General features: G+C 70.2%; 21 protein-coding genes and 1 tRNA gene. 7 read left to right on the top strand and 15 right to left on the bottom strand.

Annotated elements, in window-relative coordinates; genetic code table 11:
- Nucleotides 1-89: 89 nt before the first annotated feature.
- From OG202_RS24400 to OG202_RS24375, 6 genes are all read right to left on the bottom strand, one after another.
- Nucleotides 90-959 carry an HAD family hydrolase gene (locus OG202_RS24400; protein ID WP_327728819.1) on the bottom strand — a complete coding sequence of 290 codons (870 nt, stop codon included), beginning with the start codon at nt 957-959 and terminating at the stop codon, nt 90-92.
- Between the two features lie 162 nt (nt 960-1,121).
- On the bottom strand, nt 1,122-2,024 hold the full coding sequence (locus tag OG202_RS24395; RefSeq protein WP_327728820.1) for an LLM class flavin-dependent oxidoreductase: 903 nt from the start codon (nt 2,022-2,024) through the stop codon (nt 1,122-1,124).
- A 36-nt stretch (nt 2,025-2,060) separates the two neighbouring features.
- Entirely contained in the window at nt 2,061-2,609 is a 549-nt protein-coding gene (locus OG202_RS24390) for an RNA 2'-phosphotransferase (protein ID WP_327728821.1), read from the bottom strand.
- Between the two features lie 123 nt (nt 2,610-2,732).
- A complete protein-coding gene (locus OG202_RS24385; protein ID WP_327728822.1) occupies nt 2,733-3,680 on the bottom strand; it encodes a MerR family transcriptional regulator in 948 nt (315 codons plus the stop codon).
- A 483-nt stretch (nt 3,681-4,163) separates the two neighbouring features.
- A complete protein-coding gene (locus tag OG202_RS24380) occupies nt 4,164-5,948 on the bottom strand; it encodes an SDR family oxidoreductase (RefSeq protein WP_327728823.1) in 1,785 nt (594 codons plus the stop codon).
- Nucleotides 5,945-6,793 carry a M24 family metallopeptidase gene (locus OG202_RS24375; RefSeq protein WP_327728824.1) on the bottom strand — a complete coding sequence of 283 codons (849 nt, stop codon included), beginning with the start codon at nt 6,791-6,793 and terminating at the stop codon, nt 5,945-5,947. Before OG202_RS24375 ends, OG202_RS24380 begins: the two co-directional genes overlap by 4 nt.
- A gap of 352 nt (nt 6,794-7,145) precedes the next feature.
- Here OG202_RS24375 and OG202_RS24370 point away from each other — a divergent pair, with 352 nt between their 5' ends.
- From OG202_RS24370 to OG202_RS24345, 6 genes are all read left to right on the top strand, one after another.
- Nucleotides 7,146-8,135, top strand: a complete 990-nt coding sequence (locus tag OG202_RS24370; RefSeq protein WP_326585729.1) for an ABC transporter ATP-binding protein — start codon at nt 7,146-7,148, stop codon at nt 8,133-8,135.
- A complete protein-coding gene (locus OG202_RS24365; protein ID WP_327728825.1) occupies nt 8,125-9,063 on the top strand; it encodes an ABC transporter permease in 939 nt (312 codons plus the stop codon). The genes OG202_RS24370 and OG202_RS24365 overlap by 11 nt, the downstream gene beginning before the upstream one ends.
- Nucleotides 9,060-9,971: an ABC transporter ATP-binding protein gene (locus OG202_RS24360; protein ID WP_326580936.1), complete on the top strand. Its 912-nt coding sequence runs from the start codon at nt 9,060-9,062 to the stop codon at nt 9,969-9,971. The genes OG202_RS24365 and OG202_RS24360 overlap by 4 nt, the downstream gene beginning before the upstream one ends.
- Nucleotides 9,972-9,981: 10 nt before the next feature.
- The gene (locus OG202_RS24355; protein WP_327728826.1) at nt 9,982-10,701 is read left to right on the top strand and encodes an ABC transporter permease; all 720 of its coding nucleotides are present in this window, start codon (nt 9,982-9,984) and stop codon (nt 10,699-10,701) included.
- Nucleotides 10,702-10,892: 191 nt separating this feature from the next.
- Nucleotides 10,893-11,192, top strand: coding sequence for an SGM_3592 family protein (locus OG202_RS24350; RefSeq protein WP_405896072.1), 300 nt, complete (start codon nt 10,893-10,895; stop codon nt 11,190-11,192).
- A 288-nt stretch (nt 11,193-11,480) separates the two neighbouring features.
- Nucleotides 11,481-11,564 (top strand) — tRNA-Ser (locus OG202_RS24345).
- A gap of 597 nt (nt 11,565-12,161) precedes the next feature.
- Here the strand turns inward: OG202_RS24345 and OG202_RS24340 are convergent.
- The 9 genes from OG202_RS24340 to OG202_RS24300 form a co-directional block, all read right to left on the bottom strand.
- Nucleotides 12,162-12,986, bottom strand: coding sequence for an HAD family hydrolase (locus tag OG202_RS24340; protein WP_327732183.1), 825 nt, complete (start codon nt 12,984-12,986; stop codon nt 12,162-12,164).
- 89 nt (nt 12,987-13,075) lie between these two features.
- The gene (gene serS / locus OG202_RS24335; protein ID WP_327728828.1) at nt 13,076-14,353 is read right to left on the bottom strand and encodes a serine--tRNA ligase; all 1,278 of its coding nucleotides are present in this window, start codon (nt 14,351-14,353) and stop codon (nt 13,076-13,078) included.
- A gap of 568 nt (nt 14,354-14,921) precedes the next feature.
- On the bottom strand, nt 14,922-15,857 hold the full coding sequence (pheA, locus tag OG202_RS24330) for a prephenate dehydratase (protein WP_326580946.1): 936 nt from the start codon (nt 15,855-15,857) through the stop codon (nt 14,922-14,924).
- A gap of 224 nt (nt 15,858-16,081) precedes the next feature.
- Nucleotides 16,082-17,509 (bottom strand): iron uptake transporter deferrochelatase/peroxidase subunit, encoded by a 1,428-nt coding sequence (efeB, locus tag OG202_RS24325; RefSeq protein WP_327728829.1) that lies wholly within the window; start codon nt 17,507-17,509, stop codon nt 16,082-16,084.
- Between the two features lie 8 nt (nt 17,510-17,517).
- On the bottom strand, nt 17,518-19,707 hold the full coding sequence (locus OG202_RS24320; protein WP_328223593.1) for a copper resistance CopC/CopD family protein: 2,190 nt from the start codon (nt 19,705-19,707) through the stop codon (nt 17,518-17,520).
- Nucleotides 19,708-19,721: 14 nt separating this feature from the next.
- Complete coding sequence (locus OG202_RS24315; RefSeq protein WP_327728831.1) at nt 19,722-20,195, bottom strand: copper chaperone PCu(A)C; 474 nt, start codon at nt 20,193-20,195, stop codon at nt 19,722-19,724.
- Entirely contained in the window at nt 20,192-20,869 is a 678-nt protein-coding gene (locus OG202_RS24310; RefSeq protein WP_327728832.1) for an SCO family protein, read from the bottom strand. Before OG202_RS24310 ends, OG202_RS24315 begins: the two co-directional genes overlap by 4 nt.
- Nucleotides 20,870-21,025: 156 nt before the next feature.
- Nucleotides 21,026-21,769 carry a YcnI family copper-binding membrane protein gene (locus OG202_RS24305; RefSeq protein WP_326580954.1) on the bottom strand — a complete coding sequence of 248 codons (744 nt, stop codon included), beginning with the start codon at nt 21,767-21,769 and terminating at the stop codon, nt 21,026-21,028.
- A gap of 283 nt (nt 21,770-22,052) precedes the next feature.
- The gene (locus tag OG202_RS24300) at nt 22,053-22,868 is read right to left on the bottom strand and encodes a hypothetical protein (RefSeq protein ID WP_327728833.1); all 816 of its coding nucleotides are present in this window, start codon (nt 22,866-22,868) and stop codon (nt 22,053-22,055) included.
- A gap of 590 nt (nt 22,869-23,458) precedes the next feature.
- Here OG202_RS24300 and OG202_RS24295 point away from each other — a divergent pair.
- The gene (locus OG202_RS24295) at nt 23,459-23,905 is read left to right on the top strand and encodes an ATP-binding protein (protein ID WP_327728835.1); all 447 of its coding nucleotides are present in this window, start codon (nt 23,459-23,461) and stop codon (nt 23,903-23,905) included.
- The last annotated feature ends 189 nt before the right edge of the window (nt 23,906-24,094 follow it).

The raw sequence follows: 24,094 nt of genomic DNA, 5'->3' as shown, positions 1-24,094 counted from the left end.
AGCGGCGGTCATGGGTTCGGCGGCGGTGGTGGCGAGCTCGGCGGCGTCGCTGATGCGCCCGGGGACGGTGGTGAGCCCGGCGGTCGCGGCTACAGCCGCTCCGCCAGCAGCCGCTCGATCACGACCGCCACCCCGTCCTCGTTGTTGGCCACGGTCCGGCCGGATGCCGCCGCGAGGACGTCCGGGTGCGCGTTGCCCATGGCGTACGACTGCCCCGCCCACGTGAGCATCTCGACGTCGTTCGGCATGTCACCGAAGGCGACCACCTCCTCGTGGGAGATACCGCGCTCGGCGCAGCACAGGGCGAGGGTGCTGGCCTTGGAGACGCCCGGTCCGCTGATCTCCAGCAGGGCGCTGGGGCTGGAGCGGGTGATGGTGGCACGGTCGCCGACGGCGATACGGGCGGTGGCGAGGAAGTCGTCGGGGTCGATCGACGGGTGGTACGCGAGGATCTTCAGTACCGGCTCGTCGTCGGCCGCACCGCTCTGGGCCAGCAGCTTCTCGGCGGGCGCGAGGATGTCGGGGATCTCCATGTGGAGCTTCGGGTACTCGGGCTCCTGGTTGAAGCCGTACGTCTGCTCGACCGCGTACACCGTGCCCGGTGCCGCCTCGCGCAGCAGTCGTACGGCGTCGAGCGCGTTCTCCCGCGCCAGCTCGCGGACCTTGACGAAGCGATGGGCGCCCGGGCCGCCGTGCAGGTCGACCACGGCGGCGCCGTTCCCGCAGATCGCGAGGCCGTGGCCGTGGACGTGTTCGCTGACGACGTCCATCCAGCGGGCCGGGCGGCCGGTGACGAAGAAGACCTCGACGCCGGACGCCTCGGCGGCCGCGAGGGCGGCGACGGTGCGCGGGGAGACCGACTTGTCGTCACGGAGCAGGGTGCCGTCGAGATCCGTGGCTATCAGCCGGAGCGGGACGGTCGGGGCCGGGGTCTCGGGCTGTCTCGTCGCTGAGGTCACGGACCCCATTGTCGCGCATATGCGCGCACGGTCGTGCGGGCGCCCGCACAGGTGAGTGATTACCGCTCCGACCCGCCGACTACCTGCGTTGTTACGACCGACCGCGCTCGCGCTCCTACGAGCCGCCGTGTGCACCCCGGTCGGGACTGCTCCGGGAAGCGCTCACGCCAGCTGGGCCAATGCCTCCATGGCGATCCGCTCGAAGACCTTCTCGTCCGCGGCGAAGTCCGAGTCCGGGATCGGCCAGTGGACCACGAGGTCGGTGAAGCCCAGCTCGGCGTGGCGGCCCGCGAAGTCCACGAACGCGTCCAGCGACTCCAGCGGCCGGCCGCGGTCCGGGGTGAAACCGGTGAGGAGGATCTTGTCGAGCCGGGCCGCGTCGTGGCCGAGCGCGGCGGCCGTGTCGGCCAGCCTCTCGACCTGCCCACGCATGGCTTGAACCGACTGCTCGGGGGTGCCCGTCTCGAACAGCTTGGGGTCCCCGGTGGTCACCCACGCCTGCCCGTACCGTGCGGCCAGCCGCATCCCGCGCGGCCCGGTGGCGGCGACCGCGAAGGGCAGCCGGGGACGCTGGACGCAGCCGGGGATGTTGCGTGCCTCATGGGCCGAGTAGTAGTCGCCCTCGTACGAGACGGAGTCCTCGGTGAGGAGCCGGTCGAGCAGGGGGACGAACTCGGCGAGACGGTCGGCGCGCTCGCGCGGCGTCCACGGTTCCTGGCCGAGCGCGGTGGCGTCGAAGCCGGTGCCGCCCGCGCCGACGCCGAGGGTGATCCGGCCGCCGGAGATGTCGTCGAGGGAGATCAGTTCCTTGGCGAGGGTCACCGGGTGCCGGAAGTTCGGCGAGGTCACGAGAGTGCCGAGGCGCAGATGGTCGGTGACGGCGGCTGCGGCGGTCAGGGTCGGCACGGCGCCGAACCACGGCCCGTCCCGAAAGGTCCGCCACGACAGGTGGTCGTACGTGAACGCGGTGTGGAACCCGAGCTGCTCGGCGCGCTGCCACGTGTCACGGCCGCCCTCGTGCCAGCGGAGGTACGGCAGGATCACGGTGCTCAGACGCAGACTCATACATGGAGCGTAAGGGCAGTCGCGGGGTGGTCCCGCTCAGTGCGACGCGGGGAACCGCAGGTACTGAGGCGGAACCGCCTCGGTCAGCCACACCCCGTTGTCGCTGACGCGGAAGACGTGGCCGTCGCGGTGCATGGCACCCGCGTCCACGGAGAGCACGACGGGACGGCCGCGGCGGGCGCCGACGCGGGTGGCGGTCTCGCGGTCGGGTGAGAGGTGCACGTCATGCCGGTTCATGGCGCGCAGGCCCTCGGCCCTGATCGCGCCCAGATAGGCCGCCACGGTCCCGTGATAGAGGTACGGCGGCGGCGTCGCCGGGGCCAGGCCGAGGTCGACCTCGACGGTGTGGCCCTGGTTGGCGCGGATCCGGTCGCCCTCGACGGCGAAGCGCTGCTTGTCGTTGGCGTCGACCACGTGGTCGAGTTCCGCCCTGGTGAAGTGGAAGTTGTGGGCGGCGGCCGCCTCGATGAGCGTGTCGATCCCGACCCAGCCGCCCTCGTCGAGCGTGAGCCCGATCCGCTCCGGCTGGTGTCGCAGGTGTTTCGAGAGGTACTTGGACACTCTCACGGTACGTCGTTCGTTCATCCCACCAGCGTGCCTGGCGAGACCTGCGTCACGCACGTGATTTTGATCCGGATGTTTGATCCACAGCCAAGTGGAGTTATCCACAGGTGAATTGAAGATTCTGTGGACAACTACCTTTCTGATTCAGGGTGGTTCGTGAACTTTGTTGGTTTCGCGCATATTTGCAGTGAGTGAGTCCAAGGTGCGCGACTGTACCTCCCGTTCGGCTGCCGCCGCGATGAAGGCCGATACCTGCTCGGGGCCAACCAGCCTTTCGACCGCTCGCATTGTCGACGCCGGGATCCGTACGGAACACGACTCCTCCGCAGGTGTGGCGGCGGGGGCGGAGCCGAGATGGCGGCGCAGCTGACGGGTAGCGAACAGTCGTATGGCGCGCGCGAGTTCGGCGTCCACCGTCTGCTGTGCCAGCGGTCGCAGACGTCGTACGAGCGTCGCCGCCTCGACCGTGTCGGCCTCGGTCGGTGGCTGGTGCTGCCCGATATAGCGAGCGAACACATGCTCGGTGGTGAACTCCATGAAACGGGTGGCGATGTGCTCGACCTGTCCCCTCAACTCCCTTAGATGACCGGCGATCGCGGACAGGGGCACCCCGGCCTCATGCAACTCGGCTGCCACGGCCAGCTCTTGTGGGCTGGGCACGAGGAACAGATCCGCCTCGCCGGGCACCGGCTCCAGCACGCCCAGCTCGACCGCGTCCGCCACCGCCGCCTCGTCCGGAGCGCCGCCGAATCGCTCGATCAGCTCGGCCCGCGAGATCCGTACGGCCTCCTCGTCGGTCCACGGCCCCTCGACCTCCGCGGCCAGGCCGAGCACTCCGCCGAGGCCGCGGCCCGTGTCCCAGGCCTCCAGGAGCTCCTTGATGGAGGCCAGGGTGTAGCCGCGGTCGAGGAGGTCGGCGATCTGACGCAGTCTGGTCAGATGCATGTTCGAATACACGTTCGCCCGGCCGCGTCGCTCGGGACGGGGGAGCAGTCCGCGGTCCTGGTAGGCGCGGATCGTCCGGACCGTGGCGCCGCTGTGGTGCGCCAGATCCTCGATGCGATACGCGGCCCCGGCCGGTTCGTGGTTCACGGTCCTCGTGCCTCCTTCTGTCACCCGTGCTGCCGTGCTGCCCTGGGCGGCTACGCCACCGCCGGCGCGATCGCGCCCGCGCCGAGTTCCTTCCGCGTGGGCGACGGGCCTTTGTGCGCGGCGCGGTTGTGCGCGGCGAGCGAGCAGCCGGGCGTCCGGCGAGCTCAGGGCCCTGCCATCGGAGAGAGACGGCGCCTCCGCGTCCGCAGGCGTGGCGCCGGGGACGCGGCGACCGCCGTGCCCGTGATCCGTCGGACGTACGAGGGCTGCACGCTGCCTCGCGAAGGCTGGAACCGAGCGGCGGCACTGCTCCCGTCCGAGGTCCGGCTCCGAGCGGACGAAGCCCTTCGCAGCCCATTGACGGCAGGGGGGTGGCGCTGGGTTCGTCGGGGAACCGGTGCGGCCGGGTCTTCTCCCAGTCGAAGGGGAGACTGCGCGGGGCCATCACGTGTTGCCCGTTCTCGTGCTGGGCGTCCCGGGGGCTCACAGCGGCGGGTCAAGTCGGGCGAGCCGGCGCAGCACTCGCGGGGCGAACCGGGACATGAAGCGGCCGCCGTGGGCCTCCGGTGTGACGGGCACGACTGCCTGGTTCCGGACGACCGCGCGCAGGACGGCTTCCGCGACCTTCTCCGGCGGGTAGTTCCGCAGTCCGTACAGCCGCGTCGTCTTCTGCTGTCTCCGCTTCTCCTCCGCGGCATCGACGCCGGCGAAGCGGGCGGTCGAGGTGATGTTGGTGTTGACGATGCCGGGGCAGATCGCCGACACCCCGATGCCCTGCCCGGCCAGCTCGGCGCGAAGACACTCGCTCAGCATCAGGACCGCCGCCTTGGAGGTGCTGTACGCGGGCAGCGACCTGGAGGGCAGATACGCGGCGGCCGAGGCGGTGTTGACGATGTGTCCGCCCTGGCCGCGCTCGGCCATCTGCCTGCCGAAGAGCCGGCAGCCGTGGATCACGCCCCAAAGGTTGACGTCCAGGACCTTCCGCCAGTCCTCGGGGGTGGTGTCGAGGAAGGACCCGGAGAGTCCGATCCCGGCGTTGTTCACCAGCACGTCGACCACGCCGTACTCGGTGGCGACCCTCTCGGCGAGCTTCTCCATCGCCCGCTCGTCGGAGACGTCGACCGTCTCGGCCCAGGCTTCGGGCGCGCCGATCAGCCGCGACAGCTCCGCGGTGCGGGCCGCTCCTTCGGTGTCCAGGTCGACGGCGACGACGCGTGCCCCGGCCTCGGCGAACGCGAAGGCCGTGGCCCGGCCGATGCCACTGGCCGCGCCGGTGACCAGGACCAACTGCCCGCCGAAGCGGTCCGTGTACGTCCCGGTGGCTTCCGGTGCGGGGCGTCCGCCCTCGGCCGCCGTGACGAACGCGGTGATCCAGGCGGTCAGTTGATCGGGCCTCGTGCGCGGGATCCAGTGCTTGGCGGGCAGGGTGCGACGGGTGAGCCGGGGAGCCCACGACTCCAGGTCGTCGTAGAGCTGCTCGGAGAGGAACTGGTCACCCAGGGGCGTGATGAGCTGCACGGGCGCGTGGGCGTACGCGTCGTCACGGGGGCGGGCCAGACGAGCTCGCATGTTGTCCCGGTACAGCCATACCCCGTGCGCCGCGTCCGTGGGCAGCGACGGGCTGGGATAGCCGCTCCGGGGCAGCTTCTCGGCCCGCCGGACCAGGCCGGGCCACTGCTTGCCGAGGGGGCCGCGCCAGGCGAGCTCGGGCAACACGGGTGTGTGCAGCGCGTAGATGTACCAGGCCTTGGCGCCCTGGCCGAGGAGTTGAGCAAGCCGGCGCGGGGTCGGGCGCCTCACCCGCTGCTTGATCCAGTGCCCCAAGTGGTCGAGGGAAGGCCCCGACATCGAGGTGAAGGACGCGATGCGCCCCGCGGTGCGCTCGACCGTCACGAACTCCCAGCCCTGCACCGAACCCCAGTCGTGTCCCACCAGGTGCACGGGGCGGTCGGGGCTGACCGCGTCCACGACCGCGAGGAAGTCGTCCGTCAGCTTTTCCAGCGTGAAACCGCCGCGCAACGGCTTCGGCGCCGTCGACCCGCCGTGGCCGCGCACGTCGTACAGCACCACGTGGAAGCGCTCCGCGAGCCGTACGGCGACCTCGGACCAGACCTCCTTGGAGTCGGGGTAGCCGTGCACCAGCAGCACGGTCGGCTGTTCGGGGTCGCCCAGCTCGGCGACGCACAACTCGACTCCGTCCGCACGCACCCGGCGCTCCCGCGCGCCTTCGAGCGTCACCGCATCCGTCATGTCTCCCCCTTCGGTCATCGGCACTTCTCCTCCGCCCACCGCCGGACGTGCGGCAGGTCGTCGTCCAGCCAGAACGCGCTCTCCTCGGCGTCTGCGGAGTCGGTGACGACGAGGATCTCCTCGAACTTCGCGCCCGTGCCCCGGAAGCCGAGATGGGGCTCGACCGCCCACAGCCCCGGCCGCGGCGGGTGGTCGGAGAACCGGTACGGAGACCACAGCGGCGACCACCCGTCGCGGTGCCCGCGCAGCGCGTCCGCGGCGAGGCCCTTCAACGACTGTGTGCCGAACCCGAACACATGCGGTGACCAGCGGCGTTGCTTCACACGGTCCACCTTGTGCGCGATGACACCGAAGGGATAGGCGCGATGCCGGTTGGCATAACCCTGGCGGACCATGAGCCGGTCCACGTCCTCGTAGATCTCGCGCAGCGACCGGCGCTCACGCACCTCGGACAGGATCAGCTCGCGGTGCGCTCGAAGATCCGCCATCAGCTTGTCGTGGAGGGGACTCGGCCCGATGCAGCCCGAGTAGCCGATGTCCGCCGTGTAGCCCTTGTATATGGGGGCCATGTCGAGGATGAAGGGCATGCCCGCTTCGAGACGGCGGTCGGTGGGGAAGAACTGCAGCGGTACGCGGAAGTTCACGAACGCCGTGCGGTCGCCGAACCAGGCGAACGGCAGGTGGAACCAGTCCCGCACGCCACGCTCGCGCAGCCAGCGGCGCTGCATCCGTGCCGCCTCCCGCTCGGTCACGCCCGGCCTCAGCTGGGCCGCGACCGCTTCCGCGCAGTCGTACGCGAGGGTCTGCACCTGCCTGAACCCTCGCAGCTCCGTGGTGAGTCCGCTTGTCAGTGCCGAGGTCATGTCACTGCCCCACCCGTCTCCATCGACTACAGTCCGTGTTCGCAAGGTGACATCAATGAATGTGACAGTGATTGGCGGCTGCGTCAATGGGGGTACGCGAGGGCTGTGGACAACCGGTGGACACGAAGACAGGCGTGAACGTGGGCACGAAACGGCGAGGCCGCTCGTTCCCTCCCATGACGGCCGCCGCCGCGCGTTCCGACTCCGTCGGGTCGTTCGACCTCAGGGTGACCCCTAGGGGGACCGGCGGTGGATGTCCCCTACGGACCCCTACGACTCGAGAGTGACGTCGAGACAGCTCTGCGGGGTGATGACCGTGGCGGCCCCCGCCCCTAATGTCTAAATCGTGACTGTGATCGCGACCGAAAGCCTGAGCAAGCGGTTCCCGAGGGTGACCGCTCTTGACCGGCTCTCCGTGGACATCGGACCCGGTGTGACGGGACTCGTCGGTGCCAATGGCGCCGGCAAGTCCACACTGATCAAAATCCTGCTGGGTCTGTCCCCCGCCTCGGAGGGCCGTGCCGAGGTGCTCGGCCTCGACGTCGCCACCAAGGGTGGCGCCATCCGCGAGCGCGTGGGGTACATGCCGGAGCACGACTGCCTGCCGCCCGACGTCTCGGCCACCGAGTTCGTCGTGCACATGGCCCGCATGTCCGGACTCCCCCCGACCGCCGCGCGAGAACGCACGGCGGACACCCTGCGCCACGTCGGCCTGTACGAGGAGCGGTACCGCCCCATAGGCGGCTACTCCACGGGCATGAAACAGCGGGTGAAGCTCGCCCAGGCCCTGGTGCACGACCCGCAGCTGGTGCTCCTGGACGAGCCGACGAACGGCCTGGACCCGGTCGGCCGGGACGAGATGCTCGGCCTCATCCGCCGCATCCACACCGACTTCGGCATCTCGGTCCTCGTCACCTCACATCTACTCGGCGAGCTCGAGCGCACCTGCGACCACGTCGTCGTGGTCGACGGCGGCAAGCTTCTGCGGTCCAGCTCCACCAAGGACTTCACCCAGAGCACGGCGATCCTCGCGATCGAGGTAACCGACAGCGACGAGCACCCCGACGGCACCAGCGCGCTGCGCGAAGCGCTCAACGCACGCGGGGTGACCGTCTCCGACGGCAGCGGGCTCCCGGGCGCCGGACACATCCTGTTGCTCACCGCCCAGGGGGAAGAGACCTACGACCTGGTCCGCGATGTCGTCGCCGACCTGGGCCTCGGTCTGGTCCGCATGGAGCAGCGCAGGCACCAGATCGCCGAGGTCTTCCAGGACCACGACGAGCAGACGGGCACCCGGAGCGCCCAGGACGCAGGAAAGGAGGCGGTCGGCCATGGCGGTTGAGCAGCACGGTGCACAGGCACCGGCCCTCGCCGGTGGACAGCCCGCCCGCACGGGCGAGCAGAGCCGTATCCACAACATCGGATACCGCTCCTACGACGGCCCTCGCCTCGGCCGCGCCTACGCCCGCCGCTCGCTGTACTCGCAGTCCCTGCGCGGCGCGTACGGACTGGGCCGCTCGGCCAAGTCCAAGGTGCTGCCCATGCTGCTGTTCGCGGTGATGTGCGTGCCGGCGGCCATCATGGTGGCGGTATCGGTCGCCACCCAGGCCAACGACCTGCCCATCAAGTACACCGACTACGCGGTCATCATGCAGGCCGTCATCGGCCTGTACGTCGCCTCCCAGGCGCCGCAGTCCGTCTCGCGCGACCTGCGTTTCAAGACCGTCCCGCTGTACTTCTCGCGCCCGATCGAGACCGCCGACTACGTCCGCGCCAAGTTCGCGGCGCTGACCTCGGCGCTGTTCATTCTCACCGCGGTGCCCCTGCTCGTGCTCTATGTGGGCGCGTTGCTGGCCAAGCTCGACTTCACCGACCAGACCAAGGGATTGGCACAGGGACTGGTGTCCGTGGCGCTGCTGTCGCTCCTCTTCGCCGGCATCGGCCTGGTGATCTCGGCGGTCACCCCGCGCCGCGGCTTCGGTATCGCGGCCGTCATCGCCGTCCTCACCATCTCGTACGGGGCCGTGTCCGTCGTCCAGGCCATCGCCGACGTGCAGTCCAGCACCGAGGCTGTCCCCTGGCTCGGCCTCTTCTCGCCCATCACTCTGATAGACGGCGTACAGACCGCCTTCCTGGGCGCCACCTCCGCCTTCCCCGGCGGACACGGCCCCTCCAACGGGCAGGGAGTCCTCTATCTCCTCGTCGTCCTGGGTCTCGTCGTCGGCTCCTACGGCCTGCTGATGCGCCGCTACCGAAAGGTCGGGCTGTGACCACGCTCAACATCGACCACGTCTCACGCTGGTTCGGCAACGTGGTGGCGGTCAACGACGTCACGATGACGATCGGCCCCGGTGTCACCGGCCTGCTCGGCCCGAACGGCGCCGGCAAGTCCACCCTCATCAACATGATGGGCGGCTTCCTCGCCCCCTCCACGGGCTCCGTCACCCTCGACGGCACGCCGGTGTGGCGCAACGAGCAGATCTACAAGCACATCGGCATCGTCCCCGAGCGCGAGGCGATGTACGACTTCCTCACGGGCCGCGAATTCGTCGTCGCCAACGCCGAGTTGCACGGTCTCGGGGCGAAGGCCGCCCAGCGGGCGCTCGCCACGGTGGAGATGGAATACGCGCAGGACCGCAAGATCTCGACCTACTCCAAGGGCATGCGCCAGCGCGTGAAGATGGCGTCCGCGCTGGTCCACGAACCGTCCCTGCTTCTGCTGGACGAGCCGTTCAACGGTATGGACCCGCGCCAGCGCATGCAGCTCATGGACCTGCTGCGGCGCATGGGCGACGAGGGCCGCACGGTGCTCTTCTCGTCCCACATCCTCGAAGAGGTCGAGCAGTTGGCGTCCCACATCGAGGTGATCGTCGCCGGACGGCACGCGGCCAGCGGTGACTTCCGGCGCATCCGCCGCCTCATGACCGACCGCCCGCACCGCTATCTGGTGCGTTCCAGTGACGACCGGGCCCTGGCCGCCGCGCTGATCGCCGACCCGTCGACGGCCGGGATCGAAGTGGATACGGCCGAGGGCGCGTTGCGCATCCAGGCCGTCGACTTCGGCCGGTTCACGACGCTGTTGCCGAGGGTGGCCCGGGACCACGGAATTCGTCTGCTCACGGTCTCGCCGTCGGACGAGTCCCTCGAGTCCGTCTTCTCGTATCTCGTCGCGGCGTAGGAGGCCGAACATGTACGACCCCACAGTCGCCCGGCTCACCTACCGGGCCCTGCTCGGCCGCCGTCGGGCCCTCATTCTCAGCGCGCTGCCTGCCCTGTTGATCGTGCTCTCCGTGGCCGTGCGTGGCCTGAGCGGCGCCGACGACCAGGTGGCCGCGGACCTCCTCGGCGGATTCGCGCTCGCCACGATGGTGCCGATCATCGGCGTCATCGCGGGAACGGGCGCGATCGGGCCGGAGATCGACGACGGCTCGGTGGTGTATCTGCTGGCCAAGCCGGTGAAGCGGCCGACGATCATCTTCACCAAGCTGATCGTGGCGATCGCGGTGACGATGGCGTTCTCGGCCATACCGACACTGCTCGCCGGCCTGATCCTGAACGGCAACGGACAGCAGATCGCGGTCGCGTACACGGTGGCGGCGCTGGTCGCCTCGATCGCGTACGCGGCGATGTTCCTGCTCCTCGGGACGGTCACCCGGCACGCGGTCGTCTTCGGGCTCGTGTACGCGCTCGTCTGGGAGACCCTCTTCGGGTCCCTGGTGGACGGGGCGCGCACGCTCAGCGTCCAGCAGTGGGCGCTCGCCGTCGCCCAAAAGGTCACCGACGGGGGCCTGGTGACCTCGGACGTGGGGCTGCCGACCGCGGTGGTTCTGTTGACGGTGGTCACAGCGGGCGCGACCTGGTACGCCGGGCAGAAGCTGCGGACGCTGAAGCTGGCCGGCGAGGAGTGACGGACCCTCCGGGGCGCTCGGCCCCGGAGGCTCGCCCTCTCTTGATCTTGACCGGGGCTTCACACACGTCCAGGCACACTGGGCAACGCGGAATCGAAGGGGCATACACGGCCAGGAAGGGCGGCCAGGAGACAGGAGGAGCGGGGATGCCGGCGGAGTTGTCGCCCGACGGAGGCGAGACGCAGGGCGCGGTGACCGACAGCACGGTTGGGGACGGAGCAGGCGCTGGGGCTGGACCGGGCGCCGAGGGCGGATCCGGACCGGTGCCGGGATCCGGAGCCGGGAACACGGGCGAGGATGTCTGGGACGACCTCGTTCTGGACGAGGACTTCATACGGTCCGCTGAGACGGACGAACCTTCGGCGCGGGCCCGGATGCTCGCCGCGCGTTGGCGGCAGCAGGCCCCCGACCCCCAGCCTTGGCGCTCGGACGAGCCGCCCGCCGGGTGGTTCTTCAGCAAGGCGCGACGCCGCAAGTGGCGCCGCCGGTGACCGTCCCGCGCGCCGGAGGTCCAGGCGACGGATATTCGGTGGCGGGCAACTCGGCTGCGGGGCACAGTGGTTGATGTCCAGGTCGCCGGGTCGAGCCGGCGCCATGTTCTGGGAGAGGAGCCCGGCCATGCTGTCCTTCAGGCGCAGTACGTCGAGTTCCCGACAGGGCAGCCCACGGCGGGCTCCGGAGTAGTTACCCCTCCGTCGAGTCCGTCCCTCCCCCCAGCGGGGAGCTGCCCGGGGCGGCCGCTTCGAGCGCGCGAATCGCTTCGCGTGGGCCGCCCACCCGGAGGATTGGCCGAGTGGTAAGGCACCGGCTTGCTAAGCCGTGGTCGGGTTTTGCCCGCGCACGTTCGATTCGTGCATCCTCCGCCGTTTCGCTGTCGCTGTGACTTGGCCGGGCTTTTGGGCTGGGGGTTCGTGTAGAGAGGTTCACGGGGCTGTGTTGGGCCGCGGGGGCTTTTTTGAGGGTGCCGGGCGGTCTGCTGGGCGGGGTGGGCTTGGTTTACCGGCGCTTGCAGGGTGCCGCTGCGCCCACCCGTGCCGCGCCCCTTGCGGCACGACTGCCCGCAGCTACGACGGCCGGGTGGACACCCGTTCCTCGCGGTAGGACTTGCCCGCAGTCGGGAGGGCCGGCAGCGGGCAGTTGGGAGGGCGGCGGCAGCGGTGGTGGGCGTCGGCCGACCGTGACTGCCCCAGCTGTGATCATCCGCTCCAGAACGCTGCCCCTGGGCGGCGCCCGGGTCACCAGCGCGTCAGCCCTGGGCGGCGCCTGGGCCCACCGCGCCGGCTCCAGGTGCCGTCTGCTTCGGCAGGTGCTGCTGCAGGTCCTGCCTCAGGTGCCGTCGGCTTCGACAGCGTCGTCCCTTGGCGTCGTTGGCCTTGCCGGACCGATGGGCCGCGGTCGAGTCACGCTGATGTCGTGGCGTCGTGGCGTCGTGGCGTCGTGGCGTCGTGGCGTCGTGGCGGTCAGCGTCCGTCGAGCCCCTCGCTCAGCAGCCGTTCCAGTACTTCGGCGATGCCGTCGGCCTCGTTGGAGGAGGTGACTTCGTCGGCGATGGCCTTGAGGGAGGGGTGGGCGTTGGCCATGGCTACGCCGTGTGTGGACCAGGTGAACATGGGGATGTCGTTGGGCATGTCGCCGAAGGCGATGGTGTCGGTGCGCTTGGCGCCGAGGCGGCGGGCGGCGAGGGAGAGGCCGGTGGCCTTGGTGAGGCCGAGGGGAAGGAGCTCGACGATGCCCTCGCCGGCCATGGCGACCGTGACGAAGCCGCCGGCGGCCTGACGGGAGGCTTCGGTGAGCTCGTCGGAGGTCAGGGTCGGGTGTTGTATGTAGATCTTGTTCAGCGGGGCCGCCCAGAGGTCGGAGACGTCCGTGAGCGGGGTGGTGGGGAGCGAGCCGTGCAGGGCGTAGCCGGGGCCGATCAGTATGGCTCCCTCCAGGCCGGCGCGGCTGGCGGCCAGGTGCAGGGGGCCGACCTCCGCCTCGATCTTGGCGAGGGCCACGGCGGCGAGCTGCCGGTCCAGGGTGACGGCCGTGAGCAGACGGTGCTCTCCGGCGTCGTACACCTGTGCGCCCTGGCCGCAGACGGCCAGTCCCCGGTAGCCGAGGTCGTCAAGGATGTGGCGGGTCCAGGGGACGGCCCGGCCGGTGACGACGATGTGGGCGGCGCCCGCCGCGGTGGCCGCGGCGAGCGCCTCACGGGTGCGCCGGGAGACCGAGTCGTCGGAGCGCAGGAGCGTTCCGTCGAGGTCGGTCGCGATCAGTTTGTACGGGAAGCCCGAGGGCGTCACGGATGTGTCGGAAACCTCGGATGCCTCGGACGCATCCGGATCCGTGGTCGTCCTGGAGTCCGTGGAGCCCTCGGTGGCGGCCGCTTCGCTCACTTGGCTACCGGCTCCAGCACCTCGCGGCCGCCCAGGTACGGACGTAGAACCTCGGGGACGCGGACGGAGCCGTCGGCCTGCTGGTGGTTCTCGAGGATCGCGACGATCGTGCGCGGGACGGCGCAGAGCGTGCCGTTGAGCGTGGCCAGCGGCTTGACCTGCTTGCCGTCACGGACACGGATCTGCAGGCGGCGCGACTGGTACTCGGTGCAGTCGGAGGTCGAGGTCAGCTCGCGGTACTTGCCCTGGGTCGGGATCCACGCCTCGCAGTCGAACTTGCGCGAGGCCGAGGAGCCGAGGTCGGCGGAGGCGACGTCGATGACCCGGAAGGGCAGTTCGAGCGACGTCAGCCACTGCTTCTCCCAGTCCAGCAGGCGCTGGTGCTCGGCCTGCGAGTCCTCAGGCGCGACGTACGAGAACATCTCGACCTTGTCGAACTGGTGGACGCGGAAGATGCCCCGGGTGTCCTTGCCGTGCGAACCGGCCTCGCGGCGGAAGCAGGGGGAGAAGCCCGCGTAGCGCAGGGGGAGGCGGTCGGCGTCGATGATCTCGTCCATGTGGTACGCCGCCAGCGCGACCTCGGAGGTGCCGACCAGGTACAGGTCGTCCTTGTCGAGGTGGTAGACGTCCTGGGCGGCCTGGCCGAGGAAGCCGGTGCCGGCCATCGACTGCGGGCGGACCAGTGCCGGGGTCAGCATCGGGGTGAAGCCGGCCGCGGTGGCCTGGGCGATCGCCGCGTTGACCAGGGCGAGTTCGAGGAGTGCGCCGACGCCCGTCAGGAAGTAGAAGCGCGAGCCGGAGACCTTGGCGCCGCGCTCGGTGTCGATGGCGCCGAGGATCGTGCCGAGCTCCAGGTGGTCCTTCGGCTCGAAGCCCTCGGCCGTGAAGTCGCGGATCTCGCCGTGCGTCTCCAGCGTGACGAAGTCCTCCTCGCCGCCGACGGGGACGTCGGGGTGGACGAGGTTGCCGAGGCGGAGGAGGAGCTCCTGGGTCTCGGTGTCGGCCGCGTCGCGCTCGGCGTCGGCGGCCTTGACGTCGGCCTTGAGCTGTTCCGCGCGCTTGAGCAGCTCGGCCTTCTCGTCGGCGGAGGCCTTGGGGATCAGCTTGCCGAGCGACTTCTGCTCGGCGCGGAGCTCGTCGAAGCGGACGCCGGACGACCTGCGCCGCTCGTCGGCGGACAGGAGAGAGTCGACGAGCGCGACGTCCTCTCCACGGGCACGCTGGGACGCGCGCACACGGTCGGGGTCCTCACGGAGCAGGCGAAGGTCAATCACCCCACAAGGCTACCGGTGCCTGGTTCCGGCCCACGACTTGAATTCGCGGTACGCCGTTTCTGCGGCGCTTTGACCTGAATGTTGATCACGGTGGTCGGGCCCGCCGGCGCCGGTGAATGTCAATGAATTGCGGTCCGCCCCCTCGAAGGGGGCATGCGGGTGGCGCCTGATTGACTCGACTCCCTTGTTTCGTACGGGACTTGGCATTCGGTCGTCCACAGGAATCCGCAGTGCCGCAAAGTTATCCACAGGCTGTGCGAAAGATCTGTGGACTTCGGGGAAGATCGCAGGCGAAGCCGGACGCCGACTTGAGGATTCCCGACTCAAACCGCCTTCACGCCCACTTTCGAGTGGATTCGCACGGAAATGGGTCGCCCTAAAGGATTGACGGGGGGAGACACATGGGCGAAGGGTGACCTGCGGGGGTGTGGACACAGCAGGGCTCGCGAAGGGGATTTGTCGACTGAGTGGCACTGTGTTGTCGACTTGTCCCCAGGTCGAGAGCAACCCTGTGGATAACTTCTGTGGACAAAGAAAATAGGCAGGTAGCACCGGCGAGCGGGCCGCGCTAGAACCGACCGTCCTGGCAGCGCGCCACCCAGTCCGACGCGGCCACGAACTCGGCGTCGGAGGTGCCCGGCAGAGTGGGCCGGATCTTCGCGGTGGCGGCATCGGCGCGCGGGTACGAACCGAGGAAGCGCACCTGGAGGCAGACCCGCTTGAGACCCATCAGCGCCTCGGCCACCCGGCGGTCGGAGATGTGGCCCTCGGCGTCGATGGCGAAGCAGTAGTTGCCGATCCCCTCGCCGGTCGGTCGGGACTGCAGCAGCATGAGGTTGACGCCGCGGACGGCGAACTCGCCGAGCAGGTCGCGCAGTCCGCCGGGGTGGTCGTCGCGCTGCCAGATGACGACGGAGGTCTTGTCGACCCCGGTCGGGGCGGCGGGCCGGGCGGGACGGCCGACCAGGACGAACCGGGTCTGGGCGTTCTCCGCGTCGTGGATCTCGGTCTCCAGGGCCTGAAGGCCGTACCGCGAGGCCGCGAACTCACCGGCGAAGGCGGCGTCGTAACGGCCCTCCTGGACCAGTCGGGCGCCGTCGGCGTTCGAGGCGGCGGACTCCCAGACGACGTCGGGCGGGAGGTTGGCCTTCATCCAGTTGCGGACCTGCGGCTGGGCGGCCGGGTGCGCGGTGACCGTCTTGATGTCGGAGAGCTTGGTGCCCGGGCGGACCAGCAGCGCGAAGGTGATCGAGAGGAGCACCTCGCGGTAGATCATCAGCGGCGCTCCGGCGACCAGCTCGTCGAGCGTGGTCGTGATGCCGCCCTCCACGGAGTTCTCGATCGGGACGAACGCGGCCTCGGCCTCGCCGTTGCGGACGGCGTCCAGTGCGGCGGGCACGGAGACCATCGGGACGAGCTCGCGGGTCGCGGACTCCGGCAGCGTGCGCAGGGCGACCTCGGTGAAGGTGCCCTCGGGACCGAGGTACACGTAGCTGGCTGGCATGGACTCACCCTAATGGCCTTGCGGCGCCCCGGCGCACGTATCTCGCCCCACCACCCCTGAGAGCGACGTACGGCCTTGTGGGCGCCCTCACGCCTCCCTGGAACCCGACGCAGGGGCTGTGGGCGGGGTCGGTCGCGCTTGCCGACGCCGACAGGGCGCCGCCTGCGGGCAGCCGAGCCGCTCCAGCAGCTCGGCTGCCCGCAGCCAGGGGAGTGAAGGAGGGGTCAACCCTCCAGCAGGTGCTGCCCGACATAGCCCCCCTCCGCCGCGCCCCCCGGCACGGCGAAGAGGCCGCTGGATTCGTGGCGGATGAACTTGGAGAGGGCGTCGCCGCGGTCGAGTTTGCGCTGGACGGTGACGAAGCCGCGGAGGGGGTCGGCCTGCCAGCAGACGAAGAGCAGGCCCGCGTCGGGAACACCCTTCGCGTCGATGCCGTCGTGGAAGGAGAACGGCCGGCGGAGCATGGCCGCGCCACCGTTCTGGTCGGGGCGGGTGATCCTGGCGTGCGCGTTGATCGGCACGAGGAGATTGCCCTGGGAGTCGGTCTTCTCCAGGTCCATCGCGGTCGTCTCGGTCGCCTTCGCGCCCCCGCTCAGGGGCGCGCCGTCGGACTTCCGACGCCCGATGACCCCCTCCTGTTCCTTGACCGAGAGCTGCTCCCAGTCGTCGAGGAGCATGCGGATGCGGCGTACGACGGCGTAGGAGCCGTTCGCCATCCAGGCCGGGTCGCCGGAGGTGGCCGGTGAGGCGGACGCGGGGACGAAGATCCGCTCGTCGAAGTCGGACTCGGTCGGCTTCGGGTTGCGGGTGCCGTCGATCTGCCCCATCAGGTTGCGGGCCGTCATGGGGTGGGCCGTGGCGCCCGGTGAACGGTTGAAGCCGTTCATCTGCCACCGCACCCGGGCCGCGCTGCCCGCGTCCTTCTGGAGCGCGCGCAGGGCGTGGAAGGCGACGAGCGCGTCGTCGGCACCGATCTGCACCCACAGATCGCCGTTGCTGCGCGACGTGTCGAGTTGGTCCGAGGAGAAGTCGGGCAGCGGGTCCAGGGATTCCGGGCGCTGTTTCTCCAGACCGGTACGGGCGAAGAAGCTGTGCCCGAAGCCGAACGTGACCGTCAACGACGACGGTCCCGCGTCGCGGGCGATGTCGGTGTCGTCCTGTGCCGTGGGCTCGCCCGCCATCAGCCGGCGAGCCGTGTCCGACCAGCGGCGCAGCAGAGCGGCCGCCTCCTTGCGCCCGGCCCCGGCGGCCAGGTCGAACGCGACGAGGTGGCCGCGGGCCTGGAGGGGGGTGGTGATCCCGGGCTGATGTTTCACGTGAAACCTGACCTCCCCCGCGCCGAGGGAGGCCAGCGGGGTGACCCTTTCGGCCGAGGAGGACGAGGCAGCGGAACCGGCCGCGTATCCGGCGGCGCCGCCTGCCGCGCCCAGTGCGAGACCCGTCGCGCCGGCGGTGCCCAGCAGGAGGCGACGCGAGATCGTTCCACCAGGGGATGGGGTGGCGCCGTCTCGCCGGGACTCCGCAGGGCCGGACTGCGACCGCGAGTCGTCCGTGGTCGCTCGGGCCCGTGCGGTGGTAGCCGCATGGTCACCACCGCCCCGCGCCCTCTTGGGGGCGGCGGAGCCGTCTTCGACAAGGTCCTGGTCAGCCATGGTGTGTTTCAGCCGATCTTCGCGTTCTTGCTGACGGTCACCTGATCGATCTCAGATGTCCGTACGGTGATTTCGATCTTCCAGTCGCCCGCCATGGGGAGCTGCACGCCGTTCGCCGTCCAGTGGCCGGCGGTGACACGGTCAGGCACCACGGGCAGGGGCCCGATCTTCTTGGCCTCCAGGGTGAAGGCGACCTTCACCTCGGGGACGTCGAAGGGCTTGCCGTCGGGGCGCTGGACGTAGACGTGCATCTCGTTGGCGCCCACGCGCGCGGGGTCGATCTCCAGCCGTGCCACGCCCTGGCCGTCCTTGCCGCCGGTGTCGAACGACATGTCCAGCGCCAGCGCTCCGGACTGCTCGGCCTCCTGTGTCAGGGCCGCGTTGGCCGCCTTGGCCTCCTCCACCGTGCGCCCCGGCTCGGTGGCCGTCAGCACCGTCGTGACGGCGAGCAGCACGACGGCGACGCCCGCCTCCGCCAACACCGACCGGCGCAGTCCCGTACGGCCCGGGTCGGCGTTCCGTATCCGCTTCTCACGGGCGGTCGTCATCGCCGCCTGCTGCCGGGCGAGCTGAGCGGCCCGCTCCGAACGCTCGGTGGTGGGCTCGGAACCGCCGCCGACGCCCCGTGCGGAACCGCTGCCGACGCCCGATGCGGAACGACCCTCGGCGACCTTCGTGGAACCCTGCTCGGCGACCCGCGCGGGAGCTCCCCCGGTGGCCTGCCCGGAGCCGCCGCTCGCGTGCGCGGCCGCCGGTACCTTCTCCACCGCGGCTTCCGCTTCCGCTTCCGCTTCCGCTTCGGCCTCGGCCGGTGCCTCCGCAAGCTGCGAGGTCCACCGACGTGAGATCCACGCGATGCCCACGAGCAGGGCGACCAGGCCGATTTTCACGAGGAGCAGTTGTCCGTACGACGTGCCGGTCAGCGCGGACCAGGTGCCGACCTGGCGCCACGACTGGTAGATCCCGGTCGCGGTCAGCACGAGCACACTGCCGAACGCGACCCGTGAGAACCGTCGTACGGCCACGGTCTCGATCTGCGCCTCGACGGGTGCCCGGAACAGTGCCACGAGCAGCGTCGCCAGGCCGCCCAGCCACGCGGCGACCGCCAGCAGGTGCAGGACGTCCAGGGGCATCGAGATGCCCGTCTGGATACCGGTCGAGGCGTGCTCGGCCATCGCCCAGCTCGCGGCGAGACCGGCGGCGACCACGCCCCCGCCGATGGCCAGCCCGAAGGTGAGGTCTCGCCGGAGGGAGTCGTCGTCGTCCTCGTCCTCTTCGCCGTCCTCGACGCTCTCGACGGTGTCCCCTTCGAGTTCGTCGAGTCCGTCGATTCCGTCGACCTCGTCGACCCCCTCGATCTCCTTCTCCTCGGCCTTCGCGGGATCCTCGGCCTCCCCGTCGTTCTCGACCTCCTCGTCCCGTCGCGCGAACGCCCCGAACAGCACCGCGATGAACAGTGCCGCCGCCGCGAGCAGCAGCAGACGGGAGACGAGGGCGGCGCCCGTCTTCGTCTGGAGAACCTGGCCGAGGAGGTCGAGGTCGAACACGTCGCCGAGCTTGCCGGAGCCGGTGTAGGAGCCGCGCAGGAGCAGCATCGCGAGGGTGGCGGTGGTCAGCGCGAGCCAGCCGGAGACCACGAGCCGCTGCACGGGTCGTACCCCGGCACCGCGCTGCCAGCAGGCCAGCACGAAGGCCGCGCCGCCGACCAGCAGGATGAAACCGGCGTACGACAGGTAGCGCGCGAACCCGTAGAGACCGCCGACGACCCCGCCGCCGACCTCCTGCTCGGGTACCGCGACCGTCGTCTTGGAGGGCGCCCCCACGGAGAAGGTGAAGGCGCCGGAGACGGGGTGGCTGTCCGCCGAGACGACCTGGTAGGTGACGGTGAACGTGCCGTCGGGCAGGCCCGAGTGCAGCCCGACCGCATAGCTGTTGCCGCCCAGGTCGGTGACCTCGCCGGTGTCGGCCTCCTTGCCCTTGGGGTCGTACACGCGCACCGAGCCGTCGGACATCGCGACCTTCTCGGAGAAGGTGAGCGACACCTGGTCCGGTGCCTCCTGGACCACCGACCCCTGCTGCGGGTCGCTGCCGGTCAGCGCGGCGTGCGCGGAGACGGGCACGGCACCGGCGAGCAGCGCACCGACGGTGGCGAACAACAGCAACAGCAACGGCCTCAGCAACGGCCTCAACCGGCTCAACGGTGCTACCTCCCTCAGTGCCCGCTGGTCGGCTGGTACGTCGCCGACTTCACGGGCATCTCGACCGTGATGGCCTCGGACTTGGTGAAGTTCAACCGCAGGGACACCGTCTCGCCTTCCTTCGGCTTGCGCTTCAGGTTCTCGAACATCAGGTGGTTTCCGCCGCTCTTGAGCACGAGTTCGCCGTCGGCGGGGACCTTCAGGCCCGCGACCTCCTGCATCGACTGCCCGGTCGTCTCGTGGACGGTGACGTCCTGGGCGATGTCGCTGGTGACGGAGGTCAGCTCGTCCGCCGTACCGCCGTCGTTCTCGATGACGAGGTAACCGGCGGCCAGGGAGTCCGTGACGGGCTGCGGCATGTAGGCCGACTTCACGGACAGCTTCGCGTCGGAGGAAGAGGAGTCGGAGGAAGAGGAGTCGGAGGAACCGCAACCGGTCAGGACGAGCGCGGCGGTGGTGATCAGGACGGGGCCGGCGAGTCGTCTCACGGGTTCTCGCCCTTGAGCAGCTTCGGCAGGCCCTTCTCGTAGTCCTGCACGGTGGCTTCGTCGTCATACAGCACATAGCCCCCGTCGGTCTTCGGCGAGAACGCGATGACCTGGGTGCCGTGCTCGGAGACGGTCTTGCCGTTCTTGTCCTTGGTCGGCGGGGCGATGGAGATACCGAGCTTACGGGCGCCGGCCTGGATGTCGTCGAAGTCGCCGGTCAGACCGACGATCTCGGCGTCGATCCCCTTGAGCCACTTACCGAGCTCCGCCGGGGTGTCCCGCTCCGGGTCGGTGGTGACGAAGACGAGACGGAGGTTCGCCAGCTCCGACTTCGACACCTTCTTCGCCACCTCCTTCTTCGCGACCGCGAGGTTGTTCATGGTCAGCGGGCAGACGTCGGGGCAGTTGGTGTAGCCGAAGTAGATCAGCGTCGGCTTGCCCTCGGTCTCCTTGCGGAGGTCGTACGCCTTGCCGTTCGTGTCGGTGAGGACCAGGTCCGGCTTGGTGAACGGCCGGTCGAGGACCGTGTAGGTCTTCCGCGGGCCGGTGTCGGAGACCTCGGCGACCGACGTCGTGGAGTCGTCGCCCGTGCCGCAGGCCGAGAGCGTGAGGACGGCCACGACGAGCAGGGCGCCTGCCGCGAACGTCTTCTTCTTCTTCGTGTTCGTACGCATAGAGAAATGTCCCAGATGGTCGAGCCCCGGCGCGCACGGGACGTACGCCGTCGCGGACAGCACGGTCGACGAAGCTCTGCACCAAAACTTCTGTACGGAGCTTCTGTACGGGACCGCGTGCGCGCCGAGGGGGAAGGGGGCCGAGAAGCCGGAGGCTCAGGCGTTCGTGCGTCGGCGGCCGGCCAGTACGCCGTACGCCACGCCCGCGGCGCCGACGACGATGCCGACGATCCCGAGGACGCGGGCGGTGGTGTCGCTGGTGTCGGCGGGCGCGGCGGTGGTCTCGTTCGACGCGGCCTTGGCGTCGTCGGTGTCCTCCGACTCGTCGGAGGCGGTGGAGGCGCCGGAGCCGTGGTGATCGTCGGACGCGGCCGACAGCGCGAGCACGGGCGCCGGGTTCTCGGGCTCCTCCTCGCCGTCCTTGGGCACCTCGATCCAGCGGACGACTTCCTTGTCGGAGTACGTCTGGATGGCCTTGAAGACCAGTTCGTCGGTGTCCTCGGGAAGCTGGCCGATGGAGACCGGGAACTTCTGGAAGAAGCCCGCCTTGATGCCGTCGTCGTCCGCGGTCCAAGTGATCTTGGAGACCGCCTCGTCGATCTGCTCGCCGTGCAGGTCGACCGGCTTGTCGAGCTTGGACTTGGTGACCTTGATGTCCCAGCCGGGGATGGCCTCCGGCTGCGCCGAGGCGAGCGGGTGGTCGGTCGGGAAGTTCACCTCGAGCTTGGTGGTCGTGGCGTCGTCGCGCTCGTTGGGGACCTTGAAGTTGACGGTCGCGTACCCGCCCTTGGCCGCTGTGCCCTCCGCCGCGACACTGACGTGCGCGAACGCGGGGCCGGACAGGAGGAGGACGGCCGAACCGGCGAGGGCGCCGACGGCGGCGATACGAGAAACCTTCATGACTGGTGACACTCCACAGTGCGTGAGGGAGACGAGAGGAAGAGGGACGACGCGCGCGGACAGCCGACAGCCGACAGCCGAAAACCCAACAGCCGAAAACCCAACAGCCGACAGCGACAGTCGAAAGTCGATAGCTGGCAACTGGGAGCCGGCAGCCGACAGCGACCGCTGGCATGGCATGGCATGGCATGGCGCTGGGGCCAAGGGCCGGGAGCGGATGCGCGCGTTCTCGACGCCGTACGACGGACTCCCCCTCCCAGGTGGGGAGTGAGCGTGCGTCGTGTCAGGCGGCGAGGGCGAAGGCGGGCGCGGCGGTCGGCGGGCCGCGGCGGACGAGCGTGTGCTGGAGCGCGGTCGTACGCAGCGCCGCGGGCGCCGCGTACACGGTGTGCGAGGCGCGCGAAATGGCCTCCGGCACACCCGGGAGCCCGGAGCGCAGGACCCGCGCCAGCGCGAGCGCCCCGCGCAGGGACCGTACGAGCGGCTCCTGGGCCGACAGCTGGGCCAGGCGCAGCAGTGCCAGGTCGCCGTGGCGGAGCATCCACCCGGCGGCGACGGCCGCGAGCACGTGGCCGAGCAGCATGGGCAGGGACGGCAGGAGGGCGGCGGGGGAGCCCGCCGCGGTCGTCATGGCGTCCGCCGGATCGTGCGCGGCGTGCGTGCCGCCGACCCCGGCCTCGGTGAGGATCCGCCGGGCCTGCGCGGGACTCAGGGCCGCGGCGGTCGCGCCGCACACGAAGCGGGCGGCGCGCTCGATGAGCACCGCGTCCATCGTCTCCGTGGTCCGCGACGCGGCTGTCGTCCCGTGCTGGTTCAGCCCGAACAGAACGTGCAGCGCGGTCTGGCCCACCGCCAGCATCGCCGCGATGCCCGGCAGCGAGCGTTCCCGCCCGGCCAGCACTGCCGCGACGGAGAAGACGCCGACGAACCCGACGCCCAGGCTCCACAGCGGGATCGTCGCGCACGAGGCGAGCGCGTGCCCGGCCCCGGCCAGCACGACGCAGACCGCGGCGAACACCGCGGCCCGCAGAACCCGGAGATCGCCTCCGGCGCGCGACCGGCGCGGGGCGCCTGGCCGGTGTGGGTGGGGGGCAGTCATGGCGGGCCCATCATCGCACCGGGGCGCTCCGCTGGGTTCGGCGGGTTCATGACGGGAGGTACGGGGGGGAGCGGGGCCGGTGTTCAGGTGGGGGTTTGGGCGCGGGAGGGGGTGGGTGCGCGGTCGAGTGGCGGGTGCGGGTCGTGGGTGGCTTGTCGCGCAGTTCCCCGCGCCCCTGAAAGACGTGCGGTGGCCCGCGGTCCTGAAGCGTGCCGTGGCCCGCCCCCCTGAAAGACGCGCTGCGCTCCCCGCTCCCGTTCCCCGCCCCGCGCTCCCCGTGCCCGTTCTCCGCCCCGTTCCATTGAAGGCCGCGGGACCTCCTCGTTCCTTTGAAGGTCGCGGGACCGCCCCGTTCCTTTGAAGGTCGCGTGACCGCCCTGGCCCCCTGAATCCCGAGGTCGGCCGTGGTCGTACACGTGGGGGTGGGGTGTCAAAAGTGGTGGGTGATTCGGAAGGGTTCGGTCCGCATACACCGATTGTGGGGTGGACGCATCCGCCGTATGGGCGGAGAGACGGCCTCCGGGCGATTGCGCACGGCCCTCGGCGGCAATACGTAACGGTATGTCGAGCCGCGGCCAGGAGGCTGGAGCATGAGCATCTGGTGGTCACTCCATTTGCGGCGTGAGGCTGCGAGCGTGCCGCTCGCCCGGCGACTGCTGATCGGCACGATGGAGACGGCGGGCGTCGACCCGGACGTCTCCTACGACCTCTCCATCGCCCTCAGCGAGGCCTGTGCCAACGCGGTCGAGCACGGCGGTGCGGTCCCGGCCGGCGCCACCACCGAGGCCTACCGGGTCACCGCCTATCTCGACGGCGAGAAGTGCCGTATCGAGGTCGCCGACTCCGGCCCCGGCTTCCCGCACCGCCACCCGGTCCGCCCGGCCCACACCGACGCCGAGAGCGGCCGCGGCCTCTGTCTCATCCGGGAACTCGCCGACCACGTCCACATCGGCAACAAACCGGGCCGCGGCGGCGCGATCGTCAGCTTCGACAAGATCCTCAAATGGCGCGAGGACGCACCGCTGGTGGCGGTGTAGACGCCCCGCCCTCCCCCTCGGTCACTTCCCCCCGGACACTCCCCCCGGACACTCCCTCCCGGCGGACACCTCCCTCGGCGGCTCGGTTCCTCGGACTTCTCCGTGTCGCACCCATGCCCCCCCGATGCCGGTGACTTTCCTCGGTGTAGGAACGGGGCAGGGGCACGTGGAGTATGACGAACGGGCTCA

It is taken from the genome of Streptomyces sp. NBC_00310 (assembly GCF_036208085.1).
Lineage (GTDB): Bacteria > Actinomycetota > Actinomycetes > Streptomycetales > Streptomycetaceae > Streptomyces.
Note: the sequence above shows the minus strand (reverse complement) of the source record. Positions and strands in the feature narration are given on the sequence as shown.